We start from the raw sequence: 18258 nt of genomic DNA, 5'->3' as shown, positions 1-18258 counted from the left end.
AATAGTAATTAAGAAAATACTGATATTACTCGCACAGCGCAATGAAAAATAAGCGTAAAATAGATGAATAAATTTAATAATTCGGAGTCAAGATGGCAAAAGTAGCATTATTAGTAGGCACAACATTAGGCGGTTCAGAATATGTTGCCGATGAAATGGCAGCTCAACTTGATGAGTTAAACCATCAAACAAAGGTATTTATTGAGCCTAATATAGATGAATTAGCAGATTTTTCAGTGTGGATCCTTGTATGTTCTACTCATGGAGCAGGCGATCTTCCCGACAACATAGTGCCATTTCATAAGCAATTAATGATCGAAATGCCCGATCTTAACCATATAAAGTTCGCTTTATGTGCAATTGGTGACTCTAGTTACGATACTTTCTGCCAAGGGCCAGAAAAAATAACCGCACTACTTTTGCAAAATGGATCTAAAGCCATTGTGGATAAGATCCAAATCGATGTGCAACGAGACCCAATACCAGAAGAACCTGCTCTAGCGTGGTTATTGCAATGGCAACATCTTATCTAAGCATATAGATATCCGATCATTGTCTGCATAAATCGTGATCAACTCACAGATTAGATCATACTTATCCACAATATATTACTTATAAGTATAAGTTTGTGGATAAGCTATTATTTTTAGCGATCATAACTCTGTACTATTCACAGTCCGATCTGCTCAATGATCACCCTTGTGGATAACTACCCGATCTATCCCCATGTTATCTTGAGTTTGATCGCGATCAGATCACAGGTTAGTTTTAACTTTACCGTATGATTTTAAACAGAAATAAAAGTTATCAACAGAAAAGTCCGATCCTAATAATAAACATAATAAAAAGATCTATATAAAGATCTTAAGATCTATTAAGCAAACCGCATCTTGATCAATCAATGAAAAATGATCGTTCACGTTCAGACAAGCAAGTGCTAAAATGATCCAATCGAAAAAAGAATAAATTCGAATTTAACTTTCTTAGCTATCAAAGGTCAGATAATGCATTTTCATGAACGGTTTGATGTAATTGTTGTTGGTGGTGGTCATGCCGGAACTGAAGCAGCACTTGCAGCTGCAAGAATGGGCTCAAAAACATTATTGTTGACCCATAACATCGACACACTTGGCCAAATGTCTTGTAATCCTGCTATAGGCGGGATTGGTAAAGGCCACTTGGTAAAAGAAATTGACGCCTTAGGTGGAGCAATGGCAACCGCCACTGACTTTGCAGGTATTCAATTTAGAACATTAAATTCAAGCAAAGGTCCTGCCGTTCGTGCAACACGTGCCCAGGCAGACAGAGCGCTGTATCGTCAAAAAATCCAACATATATTACAAAACCAACCTAATTTACGTATATTCCAACAGGCTGTTGATGACTTAGTTGTTGAAAGCGATAAAGTTGTTGGTGTAGTAACACAAATGGGTTTAGCTTTCGAAGCACCAGCAATTGTGTTAACAACGGGTACATTCTTAAGTGGTAAAATCCATATTGGTATGCAGAATTACAGTGGTGGTCGCGCAGGTGATCCACCGGCAATTGCATTAGCTAATAGATTACGTGAATTAAATATCCGTGTTGGCCGTTTAAAAACTGGGACACCACCACGTATCGATACTAATACCATTGATTTTACACAAATGACTGAGCAAAAAGGTGACACACCACTGCCAGTAATGTCATTTGTTGGTGATGTTAGTCAGCATCCAAGACAAGTTTCATGTTTTATCACTCATACCAATGAGAAAACCCACGATATTATTCGTGGAGGACTTGATCGTAGCCCTATGTATTCAGGTGTTATAGAAGGGATTGGACCGCGTTATTGTCCGTCTATCGAAGACAAGATCCACCGTTTTGCAGATAAATCATCACATCAGATATTTATTGAGCCTGAAGGCCTAAGCACTAATGAAATTTATCCAAACGGTATCTCAACCAGTTTACCATTTGACGTACAGTTAAATTTAGTCCGTTCAATTAAAGGCATGGAAAACGCTGAAATTATGCGTCCTGGCTATGCTATTGAATATGATTACTTTGATCCACGTGATCTTAAAAACTCATTAGAAACTAAAGCCATCGAAGGACTTTATTTCGCTGGTCAAATTAACGGTACTACTGGTTATGAAGAGGCCGGAGCTCAAGGTTTACTTGCTGGAATGAATGCATCACTGCAAGTTCAAGGCAAAGCAGCTTGGTGTCCTCGTCGTGATGAAGCTTATTTAGGTGTTTTAGTTGACGATTTATCAACCTTAGGTACAAAAGAACCATACCGCATGTTTACCAGCCGTGCGGAATATCGTTTATTACTTCGTGAAGATAATGCCGATTTACGTTTGACTGAAAAAGGCCGTGAATTAGGCTTAGTTGATGATAAGCGATGGGAATCATTTATTGCCAAAAGAGAATCGATCGAATTAGAACTTCAGCGCTTGCGCAGCCAATGGGTTCACCCAAATTCAGCTTTATTAGGGGTACTTAATCCACAATTAAACACCCCTATTTCACGTGAAGCATCATTTGAAGACTTGCTACGCCGTCCTGAAATGGATTATGCAAAGCTTATGTCATTAGAGGGTTTTGGTCCTGGACTTGAAGATCAACAAGCAGCTGAACAAGTACAAATTCAAGTTAAGTACTCTGGTTACATTCAGCGTCAGCAAGATGAAATTGATAAAGCTATCCGTCATGAAAACTCATTATTGCCACTTGATCTGGATTATCAAGAAGTGCCAGGTTTATCAAATGAAGTGATCGCAAAACTCAATAATCATAAACCTGACACAGTTGGACAAGCATCACGGATCTCAGGCATTACTCCTGCAGCGATCTCAATTTTGCTAGTACATTTGAAAAAACGAGGTTTATTGCGAAAAATCGCATAAATATAGTTATTTTTTCAACTCAATACCACAAGGGAAGCCATAAGGCTTCCCTTAGTGCTTTTACGGCTTCATAATAACTGCCGTCTTTATCATGCAACCTACGAGGCTTTCTGTGTTATCTGCCCAACTTAAAACCTATTTAGCTGAAATGAATATGTCGGCCACTGAATTACAACAAAAACAATTAATAGGTTTTGTTGAAATGCTTGATAAATGGAATAAGGCTTATAATCTCACCGCCGTTCGTGATCCTGAGCAAATGTTAATCCGTCATGTTATGGACAGTTTAACCGTTTCTCCTTATCTTGAAGGACAACGTTTTATCGATGTGGGAACTGGCCCTGGTTTACCCGGGATCCCATTAGCGATTATGAATCCAGATAAGCAGTTTGTGTTGTTAGACAGTTTAGGTAAACGGATCCGTTTTCAAAAACAGGTTCAATTTGAATTAAAAATTAATAATATTACCTCGGTAGAAAGCCGTGTTGAAGCTTATAACCCAGAGATTAAATTTGATGGTGTGTTAAGTCGAGCATTTGCATCTATTCAAGATATGCTCAGTTGGTGTCATCATTTACCGACAGAGAAAGGCACTTTTTATGCGTTAAAAGGCCAGTTAAATCAGCAAGAATTACAAGATATGCCAACAGGATTTTTGTTGGTAGAAACCATTGTATTGCATGTACCAACGTTAGATGAACAGCGACATTTATTAAAAATTGCTAAGCAATAACTCGCATTTCTTTCGCTAATTAAGCTAACCGGACATCAATAACTTTAAGACAGGATGACATTGTGGGTAAAATCATTGCCGTAGCCAACCAGAAAGGTGGCGTTGGAAAAACAACAACTTGCGTTAATTTAGCCGCATCACTTGCCGCCACAAAGCGTAAAGTGTTGTTGATCGATTTAGATCCTCAAGGTAATGCGACTATGGGCAGTGGTGTCGATAAATATGAAGTCGATAACACCGCTTATGAATTATTAGTCGAAGAAAAACCCTTTGCCGAAATAGTCATTAAAAATACCATAGGTAAATATGATTTGATCGCGGGTAATGGTGATGTCACTGCTGCTGAAATTAAATTAATGGAATTTTATGCGCGTGAGATCCGTTTACGCAACGCATTAGCACCGATCAAAGATGATTATGACTTTATCTTTATTGACTGCCCTCCATCACTCAATATGTTAACTGTAAATGCCATGTCGGCTGCTGATTCTGTACTTGTGCCAATGCAATGCGAATATTATGCCTTAGAAGGCTTAACGGCGTTAATTGACACTATTACCAAGCTAGGCGCCATGGTTAACCCTACATTAAGCATAGAAGGCATTTTGCGGACTATGTATGATCCGCGTAATCGTTTATCTAATGATGTATCTGATCAACTCAAACAGCATTTTGGTGAGAAAGTGTATCGCACTGTCATACCGCGAAATGTTCGTTTAGCTGAAGCACCTAGTTTTGGTGCACCTGCCATGTATTACGACAAATCAAGTGCCGGAGCCAAAGCCTATTTAGCCCTGGCTGGTGAAATAATCCGTCGTGCAGAACAGCAAACTCAACCAAAACAAGCGTAGGATACAAAAATGACCATAAAAAAACGCGGTTTAGGTAAAGGCTTGGATGCCTTATTAAGCCATAGTAATACTGCTAGTCGTAAAAATGATCAAGTAGAAGAGCAGCAATCTGCAACGTTAAATGACTTACTACACCTTGATCTTGATTTATTACAACCAGGTAAATATCAACCACGTAAAGATATGTCGCCAGAAGCACTAGAAGAGCTAGCTGAATCAATTCGTGCTCAAGGTGTTATACAACCTATTATTATTCGTAAAATATCTGCAACTAATTATGAAATTATTGCCGGTGAACGTCGTTGGCGTGCCGCTCAACTAGCCAAACTTGATAAAGTACCGTGTATTGTAAAGCAAGTAGCTGATGATGCTGCGGTCGCTATCGCGCTAATTGAGAATATTCAACGTGAAGATTTAAATGCAATGGAAGAAGCCATTGCCTTGCAACGATTATTAGAAGAATTTGAATTAACTCATCAACAAGTGGCTGATGCAGTTGGTAAATCCCGTGTTAGTGTTTCTAATTTATTGCGTTTAAATAGCCTTAATGAGCCTGTTAAACGTTTGTTGGAAAATGGTGATATCGACATGGGCCACGCGCGGGCTTTATTGGCGGTAGAAGGCGATGAACAGACTAATTTAGCTCGATTAGTGGCCTCAAAAGAAATGACTGTTCGAGAAACTGAACGATTAGTTAATAAAGCCCTAAATCCGGCTAAAGACGCCGAAACACCAGCTAAAGATCATGATGTTAGTCGTTTAGAACAAGAGTTAATTGAAAGACTCGGTGCCAAGGTTGCCATCAATCATGGCAGTAAAGGTAAAGGCAAAATTGTAATAAATTACCAGAATCTAGCTGAATTAGACGGAATTTTAAGTAAAATCCGCTGAAATGTGCAACAAACCAATTTCATTAGTAAGTTTGTGACATAGCTCTAATTTTAGTTTTTGATTATTTAGCGCTGAATCGTGCGTAAAATCGTTGTTTTACTATCATCAAAGTTGCAAACAAAGCGCGAAAAGGTATACTTTGCAGGCTTTTTGAATCTTAAGGCTAGTTTAATATATTAAATTTAACATTAGGACCGCGAAAGGCAATAATGCGGAGATATGAAGTTGGGTAATGTTTTAGCGCGTCGTGGCAGGTTAACAGCCTATAAATTAGTGCTGGTACAAGCGACAGTCGCGTGTATTATTTCAACACTATTTTTCGTTATGTGGGGAGCACAGTATGGCCTATCTGCGCTAGCAGGTGGCGTAATTGCTGTACTTCCTAATTTTGTATTCGCAACCCTAGCTTTCTCACATAGTGGGGCAAGCTCTGCAGCAAAAGTGATTAAAAGCTTTTACTGGGGGGAAGCGGTAAAGATGCTATTAACCATTGCATTATTTTCGTTAGTGTTTATCAATATAAAAGTTGGATTTATGCCGCTTTTTACCTGTTACTCATTAGTGTTAGTTGTACATTGGATAGCACCTTTATATTTCAAGCAAAGTTAAGTGGGATGAATCATGTCTGCAACTGGTGAAGAAATGACACAGCAGAGCTATATCCAACATCACCTTACCAATCTAACAGTTGGTGAAGGATTTTGGACTTGGAACATTGATTCGTTGCTCTTTTCGGTTGGGCTTGGAATGTTGTTCTTATGGCTGTTTTACCGTGCCGGCAAAAAAGCGACCACAGGCGTTCCTGGCAAATTTCAATGTTTTGTCGAGATGATTGTTGAGTTCGTTGATAGCAGTGTGAAAGAAACTTTTCACGGCCGCAATCCTGTTATTGCGCCTTTAGCTCTGACAATTTTCGTCTGGATTTTCATGATGAACTTCATGGATATGATCCCAGTCGATTGGTTACCTTCACTGGCTTTATTAGCTGGTGTTCCATACCTAAAAGTTGTCCCGACTACAGACGTTAACATTACCTTCAGCTTAGCTCTTGGTGTGTTTGTGCTGATTATTTATTACAGCATTAAAGTCAAAGGTGTTTCAGGTTTTGTTAAAGAACTAACATTTCAGCCTTTTAACCATTGGGCAATGATACCCGTCAACTTATTATTAGAAACAGTAACTTTAGTTGCGAAGCCGATTTCATTGGCTCTACGACTATTTGGTAACTTGTACGCTGGTGAGTTGATATTTATCCTTATTGCATTGATGTACGGTTCTAACGTGGCGTTATCTGCTCTAGGTGTAGGATTACAACTAGGTTGGTTAATTTTCCATATTTTAGTTATTACTTTACAAGCATTTATTTTCATGATGTTGACCATTGTTTATTTAAGCATGGCGCATGAAGATCACTAAGGGTAACCGAAAATTTTTTTGACCTAAATCATTAATAACAACGATTTAGAATATTGGAGATAGATATGGAAACTGTATTAGGAATGACGGCAATTGCTGTTGCTCTACTCATTGGTATGGGTGCATTAGGAACAGCTATTGGTTTCGGCCTTTTAGGTGGAAAGTTTTTAGAAGGTGCAGCTCGTCAGCCAGAAATGGCGCCTATGTTACAAGTTAAAATGTTCATCGTAGCGGGTCTTCTAGATGCCGTAACTATGATTGGTGTAGGTATTGCGCTATTTATGCTATTTACTAACCCATTGGGTGCAATGCTTTAACTAACGCTTCTGTCTTTAATCTAACTAGGAGGCTGTTGTGAATTTCAACGCTACCCTATTCGGTCAGACGGTTGCCTTTATTCTCTTCGTGTGGTTTTGCATGAAGTTTGTATGGCCTCCGTTGATGAATGCCATCGAAGAACGCCAGAAGAAAATTGCTGATGGTCTGGCTGATGCCGGCCGTGCAGCAAAAGATCTAGAGTTAGCACAAATTAAAGCTACTGAGCAACTAAAAGAAGCAAAAGTAACTGCCAACGAAATTATTGAGCAAGCTAATAAGCGTAAGGCTCAAATCGTTGAAGAAGCTAAAGTTGAAGCGCAAACTGAGCGAGCTAAAATTATCGCCCAGGGTCAAGCAGAAATTGAAAACGAACGTAATCGCGTGAAAGATGATTTGCGTAAGCAAGTTGCTCTACTAGCTATCGCTGGTGCAGAGAAAATTCTTGAACGCGTGATAGATCCAGAAGCCCACAGTGACATAGTTAATAAACTTGTTGCTGAAATTTGATTAAGGGAGTTGAGTTATGGCTGAATTAAGCACCATCGCTCGCCCTTACGCAAAGGCAGCTTTTGATTTTGCTGTTGAGCATAAAGCAGTAGAAAGTTGGACAGAAATGTTAACTTTCGCTTCATTGGTAAGTGAAAACGAATCAATAAAGCCACTGCTTAATGGTACTCTCGCGAGTACACAACTTGCCTCACTTTTTATAAAAGTATGCGGTGAGCAAGTCAATGAGCAAGGTCAAAACCTGATAAAGGTAATGGCTGAAAACGGTCGTTTAGGGATACTGTCAACAGTATCGCTACTTTTTGCTGAATACCGTAATGAGTGGGCAAAAGAAGTTGAAGCCGATGTGGTTTCTGCTACTGAGCTAAGCTCTGAGCAACAGCAGCAAATTAGTGTTTCTTTAGAGAAACGTCTCGCACGCAAAGTTAAGCTGAATTGCAGCATCGACGCATCGCTTATTGGCGGTGTAATTATTAAATCAGGCGACCTAGTCATTGATGGCTCGGTAAGCGGTAAGTTATCGCGTTTGTCTGAAAAGCTGCAGTCGTAATTGGGAGTTTGAGCATGCAACTGAATTCCACTGAAATCAGCGATCTGATTAAGCAGCGGATCCAGCAGTTCGACGTCGTTAGTGAAGCTCGCAACGAAGGTACAATCGTTGCAGTAAGTGACGGCATCATTCGCATTAACGGCCTAGCCGATGTAATGCAAGGTGAAATGATCGAACTGCCTGGTGGCTGTTTTGCAATCGCGTTGAATTTAGAACGTGATTCTGTCGGCGCCGTAGTAATGGGGCCTTATGCTAATTTAGCAGAAGGCGATAAAGTAAGAACCACTGGTCGTATTCTTGAAGTACCGGTGGGTCGTGGTCTACTTGGCCGCGTTGTTAACACTCTAGGTGAGCCTATTGACGGAAAAGGACCTATCGACAACGATGGTTTCTCTCCTGTTGAAGTGATTGCCCCAGGTGTTATTGAACGTAAGTCAGTATCACAACCAATTCAAACTGGTTATAAAGCCGTTGATGCCATGATCCCTATTGGTCGTGGTCAACGTGAATTGATTATTGGTGACCGTCAGACTGGTAAAACAGCGATGGCAATCGATGCAATTATCAACCAGAAAGAGTCAGGTATTAAGTGTGTCTATGTAGCTATTGGTCAGAAAGCTTCTACCATCGCTAACGTAGTACGCAAGCTTGAAGAACATGGTGCATTAGCTAACACTATTGTTGTTGTTGCCTCAGCTTCTGAAGCTGCCGCACTACAATATTTAGCGCCATATTCTGGTTGTTCTATGGGTGAATACTTCCGTGACCGCGGTGAAGATTCTTTAATCGTATATGATGATTTGTCTAAGCAAGCAGTTGCTTATCGTCAAATTTCACTACTATTAAAGCGTCCACCAGGACGTGAAGCATACCCAGGTGATGTTTTTTATCTACACTCTCGTTTATTAGAGCGTGCTTCACGCGTAAACGTGAATTATGTAGAAAAGTTCACTAAAGGTGCAGTAACAGGTAAAACCGGTTCGTTAACCGCTTTGCCTATTATTGAAACCCAAGCTGGTGATGTATCAGCGTTCGTACCGACTAACGTAATTTCTATTACAGATGGTCAAATCTTCCTTGAGACTGATTTGTTTAACTCTGGACTACGTCCAGCAGTTAACCCAGGTATTTCAGTTTCTCGTGTTGGTGGTGCTGCGCAGACTAAAATCATCAAGAAACTGTCTGGCGGTATTCGTACTGCACTTGCACAGTATCGAGAGCTTGCTGCGTTCTCACAGTTTGCGTCTGATTTAGATGATGCAACTCGTGCTCAACTTGAGCATGGTGAGCGTGTAACCGAATTAATGAAGCAAAAGCAATATGCTCCTATGAGCGTTGCTGCCCAGTCTGTGTCTATTTTCGCAGCTGAAAAAGGCTACCTTAAAGGTGTTGCTTTAAATGAAATCGGTCGCTTCGAGGCCTCTCTGCTTTCATACATGAACAGTCAACATGCTGACCTAATGAACACCATCAATGCTACTGGCGATTATAACGCTGATATCGAAGGTGAGTTAAAGGCAGGCATGGACAAGTTCATTGAAACCCAAACCTGGTAATAATGAACACGGGGTGTCATTAGGCACCTCAGGTCCCAGATTGGAGAGTAGAGATGGCCAGCGCTAAAGAGATTAAAACCAAGATCGCGAGTGTTAAAAATACTCAGAAGATCACTTCCGCTATGGAAATGGTTGCCGCCAGCAAAATGCGCAGAGCGCAGGAACGCATGGCAGCTAGCCGTCCATATGCAGAAAATATGCGTAAGGTGATCGGTCACGTAGCGCAAGGTACTCTCGAGTATAAACACCCCTATTTAGAGGTGAGAGATGCCAAGCGGGTTGGTTACATTGTTGTAGCAACCGACCGTGGCCTTTGTGGTGGTTTGAACGTCAACCTCTTTAAAAAGGTTGTGTCAGACGTTAAAAAATGGAAAGAACAAGGTGCAGACGTTGAGTTTTGCCCAATTGGTGCCCGTTCTGTTCAGTTTTTTAAAAGCTTTGGTGGTGAAGTTTCCGCCCATGCATCAGGTTTAGGCGATGCGCCAAAACTTGTTGATTTGATTGGCACAGTACGTGTCATGTTAAAAGCTTACAACGAAGGTAAATTGGATCGTCTGTACATTGTGTTTAACAAGTTTGTTAATACAATGACCCAGACTCCGGTGATCGAACAGCTGCTACCTTTACCTAAGTCAGATGAAGAAGTAGCTAGTTATCCTTGGGATTATATTTACGAGCCAGATCCAAAAGAAGTTTTGGACTTATTGTTAACTCGTTATGTAGAGTCTCAAGTATATCAAGGTGTTGTTGAGAATATTGCCTCTGAACAAGCTGCCCGTATGGTAGCTATGAAGGCGGCAACAGACAACGCTGGCGAAATGATCGATGATTTGCAACTCGTCTATAACAAGGCCCGTCAGGCTGCGATTACGCAAGAACTGTCGGAAATTGTATCAGGCGCTGCAGCGGTTTAGGTTTAGGTAACGAAATCAAGTTTAGAGGATTAATCATGAGCACAGGTACTGTTGTCCAAGTAATTGGCGCGGTTGTGGACGTAGAGTTTCCACAAGATTCTGTACCTCGAGTATATGACGCTCTGAAGATCACTGGTGAAGGCGCCTGTAATGGTTTGGTGCTGGAAGTTCAGCAGCAACTAGGTGGTGGTGTTGTTCGTACCATCGCTATGGGTTCTTCTGATGGTCTGCGTCGTGGTCTAGAGGTAGCAAACTCAGGTTCACCAATTACTGTTCCGGTAGGGGTTGCAACCCTTGGCCGTATTATGAACGTATTGGGTGAGCCTATCGATGAAGCGGGTCCTATTGGTGAAGAAGAGCGTTATGTTATTCACCGTGCAGCCCCTTCATACGAAGATCAGTCAAATTCAACTGAGCTATTAGAGACGGGTATCAAGGTTATCGACCTTGTTTGTCCTTTCGCTAAAGGTGGTAAAGTCGGTCTGTTCGGTGGTGCTGGTGTTGGTAAAACAGTCAACATGATGGAACTGATTAACAACATCGCTAAAGCTCACTCTGGTCTTTCTGTTTTCGCTGGTGTTGGTGAGCGTACCCGTGAGGGTAACGACTTCTACTACGAGATGGAAGATTCAGGCGTATTAGACAAAGTAGCCATGGTTTATGGTCAGATGAACGAGCCTCCAGGTAACCGTTTACGCGTAGCGTTAACTGGCCTGAGTATCGCTGAAAAGTTCCGTGACGAAGGTCGTGACGTATTGTTGTTCGTGGACAACATTTACCGTTACACCTTAGCGGGTACTGAAGTATCTGCACTACTAGGTCGTATGCCTTCTGCAGTAGGTTATCAGCCAACACTAGCTGAAGAGATGGGTGTTCTTCAAGAACGTATCACTTCAACTAAGTCTGGTTCGATTACTTCTGTACAAGCAGTATATGTACCTGCGGATGACTTAACTGATCCGTCACCAGCAACAACCTTCGCTCACTTAGATGCGACTGTTGTATTGTCTCGTCAAATTGCATCTTTGGGTATTTACCCAGCGGTTGACCCATTGGATTCGACTTCACGTCAGTTAGATCCACAGGTTGTTGGCCAAGAGCATTATGATGTTGCAAACGGTGTACAAACTGTATTACAGCGTTATAAAGAGCTGAAAGACATTATTGCTATCTTGGGTATGGATGAATTGTCAGATGATGACAAAACCATGGTATTCCGAGCACGTAAGATTGAGCGTTTCTTATCTCAACCTTTCTTCGTAGCAGAAGTCTTCACTGGTTCTCCAGGTAAGTACGTTTCTCTTAAAGACACAATTCGTGGCTTCAAGGGTATCTTGGAAGGTGAGTTCGATCACATCCCAGAGCAAGCGTTCTACATGGTTGGCTCAATCGATGAAGCTGTCGAAAAAGCTAACAAAAAGAAATAACTAGGCCGTAAAGCTTAGTTCTTTAAGGAGAACTTGATGGCAGCCAAAACAGTCCAACTTGATATTGTTAGTGCCGAAAACAGCATCTTCCATGGCCAAGTTAGCTTTTTAGAAGTTAATGGTGCTGAAGGTGAGTTAGGTATTATGCCTAACCATGTTGCGTTACTGACAAAAATCAAGCCTGGTATGGCGCGCTTTATCAAGCAAGATGGCAGTGAAGAAGTGTTGTATTTATCAGGTGGTTTACTTGAAGTACAACCTACTGCAATTTCAGTGCTTGCTGATGTAGCATTACGTGCCGATGATATTGATGAGAAAGCTGCTTTAGAAGCCAAAGAACGTGCAGAGCAAGCAATTGCTAATGCCGGCACTGACTTCAATTATGAAGCTGCTGCAATCGAATTAGCCAAATCTATGGCTCAATTACGTGTTGTTGAATGCATCAAGAAAAATATCACCAGATAATCTGATTATTTGACGCTTAAAAGGCGACTCGTAAGAGTCGCCTTTTTTATTGCCTATTACTGGCTAACTTAGCGCCTTTATTTTCACTTTGGTTCGTATTCCGCTAAAATGTCTGCAAATCTCTATCTGTTCATTAAAGGAATGCTCAATGTCGTTAAATGTTGTGATCTTAGCTGCAGGAAAAGGAACTCGGATGCGCTCAGATCTGCCTAAAGTGCTGCATCCCATTGCCCATAAAAGTATGGTGCAACACGTTATTGATACTGCCAATTCTTTAGGGTCATCGGCTATTCAATTAGTGTATGGCTATGGTGCAGATAAATTACAAGCGGCTTTAGGTGAGCAAGCATTAAATTGGGTATTGCAAGCAGAGCAACTGGGAACTGGCCATGCCGTTGCCCAAGCTAATCCAAATATTAACGACGACGACACGGTATTGATTCTTTATGGTGATGTGCCACTAATTCAACAATCGACCTTAGAAGCTTTATTGGCCGTTCGTCCTGCTAATGGTCTTGCTATCTTAACGGTCTATTTACCTAATCCAACAGGTTACGGTCGTATAGTTCGTGAACAGGGTAAAGTAGTCGGAATTATTGAACAAAAAGATGCTAATGCTGAGCAGTTAGCTATTAACGAAGTGAATACCGGCATTATGGCGGTACCCGGTAAACAGTTAAAAGCATGGTTAAATCGTTTATCTAATAATAATGCTCAAGGCGAATACTATTTAACTGACATTATCGCCATGGCTAATGCCGATGGTGTTGAAATTACTACCTCACAACCACAATCAGCTATTGAAGTTGAAGGTGCTAATAACCGCGTACAACTTGCGCAGTTAGAGCGAGCTTACCAAGCTCGAGCTGCTGAAAAAATGATGCTTGAAGGCGCTAATTTACGCGACCCTGCCCGTATTGATATTCGCGGTAACGTGACTGTTGGTATGGATGTGATGATTGATGTTAACGTTATTTTTCAAGGTCAAGTGACCTTAGGTAATAACGTCACAATTGGTGCTGGTGCTATTTTGATTGATTGCGACATTGCCGATAATGCCGAAATTAAACCTTATACTATCGTTGAAGGCGCTAAGCTTGGACAAGCTGCGAGCGCAGGACCTTTTGCTCGCTTACGCCCAGGGGCAGAGCTTAAAGAAGATGCTCATATAGGCAACTTTGTTGAAATTAAAAAGAGTGTATTAGGTAAAGGTTCAAAAGCAGGCCACTTGGCTTATTTAGGCGATGCACAAATTGGCGCAGGCGTTAATATCGGTGCTGGTACGATTACCTGTAACTATGACGGTGCCAATAAGTTTATTACTACTATTGAGGATGGTGTATTCGTCGGTAGTGATACCCAGTTAGTTGCGCCTGTTACCATAGGCAAAAATGCCACGTTAGGTGCCGGCTCAACTATAACCAAAGATGTTGCTGAAAATGAACTGGTGATTACACGCGTTAAACAGCGTCATATTACCGGTTGGCAACGTCCAGTTAAAATAAAAAAATAAGCTTTAATATTCTAAAATCTAAAAGCCTCTGCATATGTCAGAGGCTTTTTTTGTACTTTTATTTCAATTTTTGAGCGATAAGATCTAGATAAAGTTTCATTTGGTGCTAAAATATCTTTCGTTTCGAAACTTATATGAAAGATAGTTAATTTAAATGACTAAACGTAACACCCAGCAACGTCGCCACTCGATTATTAAATTGGTTAATGAACAAGGCGAAGTCAGTGTCGATGAGCTAGCAAATCTATTTGCCACTTCAGAAGTCACTATTCGCAAAGACTTAGCCATGCTTGAAACTCATGGGCTATTGTTACGACGTTATGGTGGTGCGGTGCCTGTACCTCAAGAAATGACTCAAATTACCAATGAAAAACTGTCTTTAAACAAGCAAGCTATAGCAGCTAAAGCCGCTGAGCTTATTCGTGATCATAACCGAATTATTATTGACAGCGGCAGTACGACTTCAGGTCTTGTGCAACAGCTAAATGACAAGCGCGGCTTGGTGGTGATGACTAATTCATTGCAATTGGCAAACGCCATTCATGAACTTGAAAATGAGCCGACATTATTGATGACCGGTGGCACCTGGGACCCTCACTCAGAGTCTTTTCAGGGCCAAGTGGCAGAGCAAGTATTACGTTCATATAACTTCGACCAACTTTTTATCGGTGCCGACGGCATTGATCTCGATCGTGGCACCACCACATTTAACGAACTAACCGGCTTAAGTAAAGTAATGGCTGAAATGTCTCGTGAAGTCGTGGTGTTATTAGAGTCGACTAAAATTGGCCGACGGATCCCTAATCTAGAATTACCTTGGGATGTGGTTAATGTCTTAGTTACCGACGACAACATCACCCAAGAAGCCGTTAACACTATTTCAGCGCATGGCGTCAGAGTCATACTCGCGCCATACACTAAGTAAACAAAATTAAATTGAAACAGTAAAGGAAACAACTAACATGTGTGGAATCGTAGGCGCAGTGGCGCAAAGGGATGTTGCAGAAATTTTAGTAGAGGGCTTACGTCGTCTAGAATACCGTGGTTATGACTCAGCTGGCATTGCTGTTATCCATCAAGGTGAGTTAAGCCGTACTCGCCGCGTTGGTAAAGTACAAGAGTTGTCGTCTGCACTTGATGCCGCACCGTTAAGTGGCGGCACCGGTATTGCCCATACTCGTTGGGCAACTCATGGTGAGCCAAGCGAACGCAATGCACACCCACATTTATCTGAAGGTGATATTGCCGTTGTTCATAACGGTATTATTGAAAACCACGGTAAATTGCGCCAGATGTTAAAAGGTTTAGGTTATGTATTTTCATCAGACACCGACACCGAAGTTATTTGTCACCTTGTTCATCATGAACTAAAGACAGCAGCGACATTATTAGTGGCAGTACAAGCGACAGTAAAACAGCTTGAAGGTGCCTATGGTACAGTTGTTATCGACCGTCGTGATAGCGAACGTATGGTTGTTGCCCGTAGCGGAAGCCCATTAGTGATTGGTTACGGTTTAGGTGAAAACTTTGTTGCCTCTGATCAACTAGCACTGTTACCTGTAACACGTTCATTTGCCTTTTTAGAAGAAGGTGACGTTGCTGAAATTACGCGCCGTGAAGTTAACATTTTTGACGTTAATGGCAACGCCGTTCAGCGCGAAATGAAAGAGTCTGAAGTGACTCATGATGCCGGTGACAAAGGTGAATACCGTCACTACATGCTGAAAGAGATTTACGAGCAACCAACCGCCATTACACATACTCTAGAGGGTCGTATTGCGGGGGGTAAGGTTTTAGATTCAGCTTTTGGTGAAAATGCTGCTGAATTTTTAAAAGACATTAAACACGTGCAAATTATTGCCTGCGGTACCAGTTATCATGCAGGTATGGCCGCGCGTTACTGGTTAGAAGATTGGGCTGGCGTATCGTGTAATGTTGAAATTGCATCTGAGTTCCGCTACCGCAAATCGCACCTGTTCCCAAATAGCTTGTTAGTGACTATTTCACAGTCTGGTGAAACAGCTGATACTTTAGCGGCAATGCGCCTAGCAAAAGAAATGGGCTACAAAGCCACCTTAACTATTTGTAACTCAGCTGGTTCATCGTTAGTACGTGAATCTGACATGGCTTACATGATGAAAGCTGGCGTAGAAATTGGTGTTGCATCAACTAAAGCCTTTACCGTTCAACTAGCTGGCTTGTTAATGTTAACAACGGTTATTGGCCGTCATAATGGCATGTCTAGCGACATGGAAGCGGCTATTACTCAAAGCTTGTTATCAATGCCAGCAAAAGTGGAACAAGCACTTGGCTTAAATGATGCAATTGCAGAATTAGCAGAAGACTTTGCCGACAAACAACATGCATTATTCTTAGGCCGTGGTGATCAATACCCCATCGCTATGGAAGGTGCATTAAAGCTAAAAGAGATTTCATACATTCACGCAGAAGCTTACGCATCTGGTGAGTTAAAGCACGGTCCATTAGCTTTGATTGATGCCGATATGCCAGTTATCGTGGTTGCGCCAAACAATGAATTACTCGAAAAGCTTAAATCGAACGTTGAAGAAGTGCGTGCTCGTGGCGGACTAATGTATGTGTTTGCCGATGTTGATGCTGAGTTTGAATCAGACGACACCATGAAAGTGATCCAGGTACCACATTGTGATCAGTTCATGGCACCGTTAATTTACACTATTCCATTACAGTTATTGTCATATCATGTGGCATTAATTAAAGGTACTGATGTAGACCAACCTCGCAATTTAGCTAAATCAGTTACAGTTGAGTAAGGTTTTGATTTAATTGTTAATTTTAATAAAAACGGTTTCTTAGGAAGCCGTTTTTATTGGGTGAAATAATATTATAGCGTAATGGGATAATTGACCATTAATAGTCTGGTTGTTAAATCTGTCTATTTCGATAGGGGCATTTTATTCCCGACGAAGATTATCGCCGCCCCAGTTTAAAATGGGGTTTAGCTAATTAAAGATACTATTGGAGTCGTTGAAGGCTATTGAGGATTGTTTAAATATGGTTATTAAGCTGTCTTGGCAGCCAGTTAACTAATTCATAAGTAAGGTATTATCAGTTACTATTGTGTGCTGGCTTAAATCGTTCAGCACAACAGAATCGGGGGCGTGGAATGTATCCTATGCCCCCGACAGTAATTAATTGCTTAGTAATTACTTAGGTAGTAGCACTGTGTCAATCACGTGGATGACACCGTTGCTAGCGTTAACATCTGTCATGATAACTTTTGCATTGTTTACCATCACATTACCGTCTTTTACTTCAATGGTAACTGTTTGTCCTTCAACTGTTGTTGCGCTATCTAGCTTAACTACATCAGCAGCTAACACTTTGCCAGCTACAACATGATAAGTTAATACCGCGACAAGCTTATCTTTGTTCTCTGGTTTTAGTAGCATTTCGACAGTGCCTTCAGGCAACTTTGCAAATGCATCATCTGTTGGTGCAAATACCGTAAATGGACCTTCACCTTTCAGCGTTTCAACAAGTCCTGCTGCTTTAACTGCAGCAACGAGAGTGGTAAACGAGCCATTTTCAACCGCTACATCAACAATGTCTTTTTTCATACCATGATGTTCGGCATAAGAAACAGATGAGAACGCTAAACTAGCTACTACAAGAGTCAGTATCGTAGATATTTTCTTTAACATTTTATCTTCCTTTTAGGTGTGTACCATTTTGAGTTCAGCATTAGTTACGCAGTAGTTAATCAACTAGATCAATTTTGTTTCAATGAACTTGTGAGATGACGTTGTGTGCACTTAGGGGGGCAATATCACTAAAATAAGTCTAATTGCATAAAGCTGACAGGAAGATATAACGATGGTGATATTCATCATGGATGTTTTTACGGGTCGGTATTCTGAATATTGTCTTAGCTGTACTTGGTTTAGATACCATTTCAGCGATAGTGAGTCTTGCGCTATTAGTTCCAAGTCTTAGTATTGCAGCTAGAAGGTTACATGACACAGGCCACTCTGGCTGGTGGCAATTAATACTATTAATCCCAATTATTGGTTTAATTGTTCTGATTGTTTTCTTAGCTCAAGACAGCCATGATGTAAATGATTACGGTGTTAACCCTAAGTTGGGTGTTCCAACATAAAACCGATCAAGATATCGTGATGCGGCTAATACTCATGTTGACTTAAACGCGTTTTGATTGTGTGACTGATATTATCGGCATAAGA

At 41.1% G+C, this 18258-nt stretch carries 19 protein-coding genes; 18 read left to right on the top strand and 1 reads right to left on the bottom strand.

All coding sequences use genetic code 11. From position 1 onward, the window contains the following. The first annotated feature begins 92 nt into the window (after positions 1 to 92). The 17 genes from mioC to glmS all read left to right on the top strand — a co-directional run bounded on the left by mioC (position 93) and on the right by glmS (position 16827). Positions 93 to 533, top strand: coding sequence for an FMN-binding protein MioC (mioC, locus tag GUY17_RS21025; RefSeq protein WP_162024240.1), 441 nt, complete (start codon positions 93 to 95; stop codon positions 531 to 533). Positions 534 to 1004: 471 nt separating this feature from the next. Then, positions 1005 to 2894: a tRNA uridine-5-carboxymethylaminomethyl(34) synthesis enzyme MnmG gene (gene mnmG, locus GUY17_RS21020; RefSeq protein WP_162024239.1), complete on the top strand. Its 1890-nt coding sequence runs from the start codon at positions 1005 to 1007 to the stop codon at positions 2892 to 2894. 112 nt (positions 2895 to 3006) lie between these two features. Then, on the top strand, positions 3007 to 3627 hold the full coding sequence (rsmG, locus tag GUY17_RS21015; protein WP_101087354.1) for a 16S rRNA (guanine(527)-N(7))-methyltransferase RsmG: 621 nt from the start codon (positions 3007 to 3009) through the stop codon (positions 3625 to 3627). Positions 3628 to 3689: 62 nt separating this feature from the next. Next, positions 3690 to 4478: a ParA family protein gene (locus tag GUY17_RS21010; RefSeq protein ID WP_101087353.1), complete on the top strand. Its 789-nt coding sequence runs from the start codon at positions 3690 to 3692 to the stop codon at positions 4476 to 4478. A gap of 9 nt (positions 4479 to 4487) precedes the next feature. Continuing rightward, the gene (locus GUY17_RS21005; RefSeq protein ID WP_101087352.1) at positions 4488 to 5369 is read left to right on the top strand and encodes a ParB/RepB/Spo0J family partition protein; all 882 of its coding nucleotides are present in this window, start codon (positions 4488 to 4490) and stop codon (positions 5367 to 5369) included. Positions 5370 to 5594: 225 nt separating this feature from the next. Beyond that, entirely contained in the window at positions 5595 to 5978 is a 384-nt protein-coding gene (locus GUY17_RS21000; RefSeq protein ID WP_162024436.1) for an ATP synthase subunit I, read from the top strand. Positions 5979 to 5990: 12 nt separating this feature from the next. Further along, complete coding sequence (gene atpB / locus GUY17_RS20995; protein ID WP_101087351.1) at positions 5991 to 6785, top strand: F0F1 ATP synthase subunit A; 795 nt, start codon at positions 5991 to 5993, stop codon at positions 6783 to 6785. Between the two features lie 65 nt (positions 6786 to 6850). Continuing rightward, complete coding sequence (gene atpE / locus GUY17_RS20990; protein WP_011639455.1) at positions 6851 to 7102, top strand: F0F1 ATP synthase subunit C; 252 nt, start codon at positions 6851 to 6853, stop codon at positions 7100 to 7102. A gap of 37 nt (positions 7103 to 7139) precedes the next feature. Further along, positions 7140 to 7610 (top strand): F0F1 ATP synthase subunit B, encoded by a 471-nt coding sequence (gene atpF / locus GUY17_RS20985; protein ID WP_101087350.1) that lies wholly within the window; start codon positions 7140 to 7142, stop codon positions 7608 to 7610. A 16-nt stretch (positions 7611 to 7626) separates the two neighbouring features. Next, on the top strand, positions 7627 to 8160 hold the full coding sequence (gene atpH / locus GUY17_RS20980; RefSeq protein WP_101087349.1) for a F0F1 ATP synthase subunit delta: 534 nt from the start codon (positions 7627 to 7629) through the stop codon (positions 8158 to 8160). Positions 8161 to 8174: 14 nt separating this feature from the next. Next, positions 8175 to 9716 carry a F0F1 ATP synthase subunit alpha gene (gene atpA, locus GUY17_RS20975; protein WP_101087348.1) on the top strand — a complete coding sequence of 514 codons (1542 nt, stop codon included), beginning with the start codon at positions 8175 to 8177 and terminating at the stop codon, positions 9714 to 9716. Between the two features lie 53 nt (positions 9717 to 9769). Beyond that, positions 9770 to 10630 carry a F0F1 ATP synthase subunit gamma gene (gene atpG / locus GUY17_RS20970; RefSeq protein ID WP_101087347.1) on the top strand — a complete coding sequence of 287 codons (861 nt, stop codon included), beginning with the start codon at positions 9770 to 9772 and terminating at the stop codon, positions 10628 to 10630. A 35-nt stretch (positions 10631 to 10665) separates the two neighbouring features. Further along, positions 10666 to 12057, top strand: coding sequence for a F0F1 ATP synthase subunit beta (atpD, locus tag GUY17_RS20965; protein ID WP_101087346.1), 1392 nt, complete (start codon positions 10666 to 10668; stop codon positions 12055 to 12057). A gap of 36 nt (positions 12058 to 12093) precedes the next feature. Further along, the gene (locus tag GUY17_RS20960; protein WP_101087345.1) at positions 12094 to 12522 is read left to right on the top strand and encodes a F0F1 ATP synthase subunit epsilon; all 429 of its coding nucleotides are present in this window, start codon (positions 12094 to 12096) and stop codon (positions 12520 to 12522) included. Between the two features lie 148 nt (positions 12523 to 12670). Next, complete coding sequence (gene glmU, locus GUY17_RS20955; RefSeq protein ID WP_162024238.1) at positions 12671 to 14035, top strand: bifunctional UDP-N-acetylglucosamine diphosphorylase/glucosamine-1-phosphate N-acetyltransferase GlmU; 1365 nt, start codon at positions 12671 to 12673, stop codon at positions 14033 to 14035. A 154-nt stretch (positions 14036 to 14189) separates the two neighbouring features. Then, positions 14190 to 14960 (top strand): DeoR/GlpR family DNA-binding transcription regulator, encoded by a 771-nt coding sequence (locus GUY17_RS20950; protein ID WP_101087343.1) that lies wholly within the window; start codon positions 14190 to 14192, stop codon positions 14958 to 14960. Between the two features lie 37 nt (positions 14961 to 14997). After that, positions 14998 to 16827, top strand: a complete 1830-nt coding sequence (gene glmS, locus GUY17_RS20945; RefSeq protein ID WP_162024237.1) for a glutamine--fructose-6-phosphate transaminase (isomerizing) — start codon at positions 14998 to 15000, stop codon at positions 16825 to 16827. A gap of 393 nt (positions 16828 to 17220) precedes the next feature. Here glmS and GUY17_RS20940 read toward each other — a convergent pair whose 3' ends face one another. Then, the gene (locus GUY17_RS20940; protein ID WP_162024236.1) at positions 17221 to 17718 is read right to left on the bottom strand and encodes a fasciclin domain-containing protein; all 498 of its coding nucleotides are present in this window, start codon (positions 17716 to 17718) and stop codon (positions 17221 to 17223) included. 191 nt (positions 17719 to 17909) lie between these two features. On the opposite strand from GUY17_RS20940, the gene GUY17_RS20935 reads away from it, so the two are divergent. Next, the gene (locus tag GUY17_RS20935; protein ID WP_162024235.1) at positions 17910 to 18173 is read left to right on the top strand and encodes a DUF805 domain-containing protein; all 264 of its coding nucleotides are present in this window, start codon (positions 17910 to 17912) and stop codon (positions 18171 to 18173) included. Positions 18174 to 18258 lie beyond the last annotated feature (85 nt).

This window comes from Shewanella sp. Arc9-LZ, assembly GCF_010092445.1.
GTDB lineage: Bacteria > Pseudomonadota > Gammaproteobacteria > Enterobacterales > Shewanellaceae > Shewanella.
Note: the sequence above shows the minus strand (reverse complement) of the source record. Positions and strands in the feature narration are given on the sequence as shown.

Excerpts from the sequence above, each read along its gene's own strand:
- mioC (WP_162024240.1), top strand. The coding sequence starts at position 93 with ATGGCAAAAGTAGCATTATTAGTAGGCACAACATTAGGCGGTTCAGAA.
- mnmG (WP_162024239.1), top strand. The coding sequence starts at position 1,005 with ATGCATTTTCATGAACGGTTTGATGTAATTGTTGTTGGTGGTGGTCAT.
- GUY17_RS21005 (WP_101087352.1), top strand. The coding sequence starts at position 4,488 with ATGACCATAAAAAAACGCGGTTTAGGTAAAGGCTTGGATGCCTTATTA.
- atpB (WP_101087351.1), top strand. The coding sequence starts at position 5,991 with ATGTCTGCAACTGGTGAAGAAATGACACAGCAGAGCTATATCCAACAT.
- atpE (WP_011639455.1), top strand. The coding sequence starts at position 6,851 with ATGGAAACTGTATTAGGAATGACGGCAATTGCTGTTGCTCTACTCATT.
- atpH (WP_101087349.1), top strand. The coding sequence starts at position 7,627 with ATGGCTGAATTAAGCACCATCGCTCGCCCTTACGCAAAGGCAGCTTTT.
- atpA (WP_101087348.1), top strand. The coding sequence starts at position 8,175 with ATGCAACTGAATTCCACTGAAATCAGCGATCTGATTAAGCAGCGGATC.
- atpG (WP_101087347.1), top strand. The coding sequence starts at position 9,770 with ATGGCCAGCGCTAAAGAGATTAAAACCAAGATCGCGAGTGTTAAAAAT.
- atpD (WP_101087346.1), top strand. The coding sequence starts at position 10,666 with ATGAGCACAGGTACTGTTGTCCAAGTAATTGGCGCGGTTGTGGACGTA.
- GUY17_RS20960 (WP_101087345.1), top strand. The coding sequence starts at position 12,094 with ATGGCAGCCAAAACAGTCCAACTTGATATTGTTAGTGCCGAAAACAGC.
- glmU (WP_162024238.1), top strand. The coding sequence starts at position 12,671 with ATGTCGTTAAATGTTGTGATCTTAGCTGCAGGAAAAGGAACTCGGATG.
- GUY17_RS20950 (WP_101087343.1), top strand. The coding sequence starts at position 14,190 with ATGACTAAACGTAACACCCAGCAACGTCGCCACTCGATTATTAAATTG.
- glmS (WP_162024237.1), top strand. The coding sequence starts at position 14,998 with ATGTGTGGAATCGTAGGCGCAGTGGCGCAAAGGGATGTTGCAGAAATT.
- GUY17_RS20940 (WP_162024236.1), bottom strand. The coding sequence starts at position 17,718 with ATGTTAAAGAAAATATCTACGATACTGACTCTTGTAGTAGCTAGTTTA.
- GUY17_RS20935 (WP_162024235.1), top strand. The coding sequence starts at position 17,910 with ATGTTTTTACGGGTCGGTATTCTGAATATTGTCTTAGCTGTACTTGGT.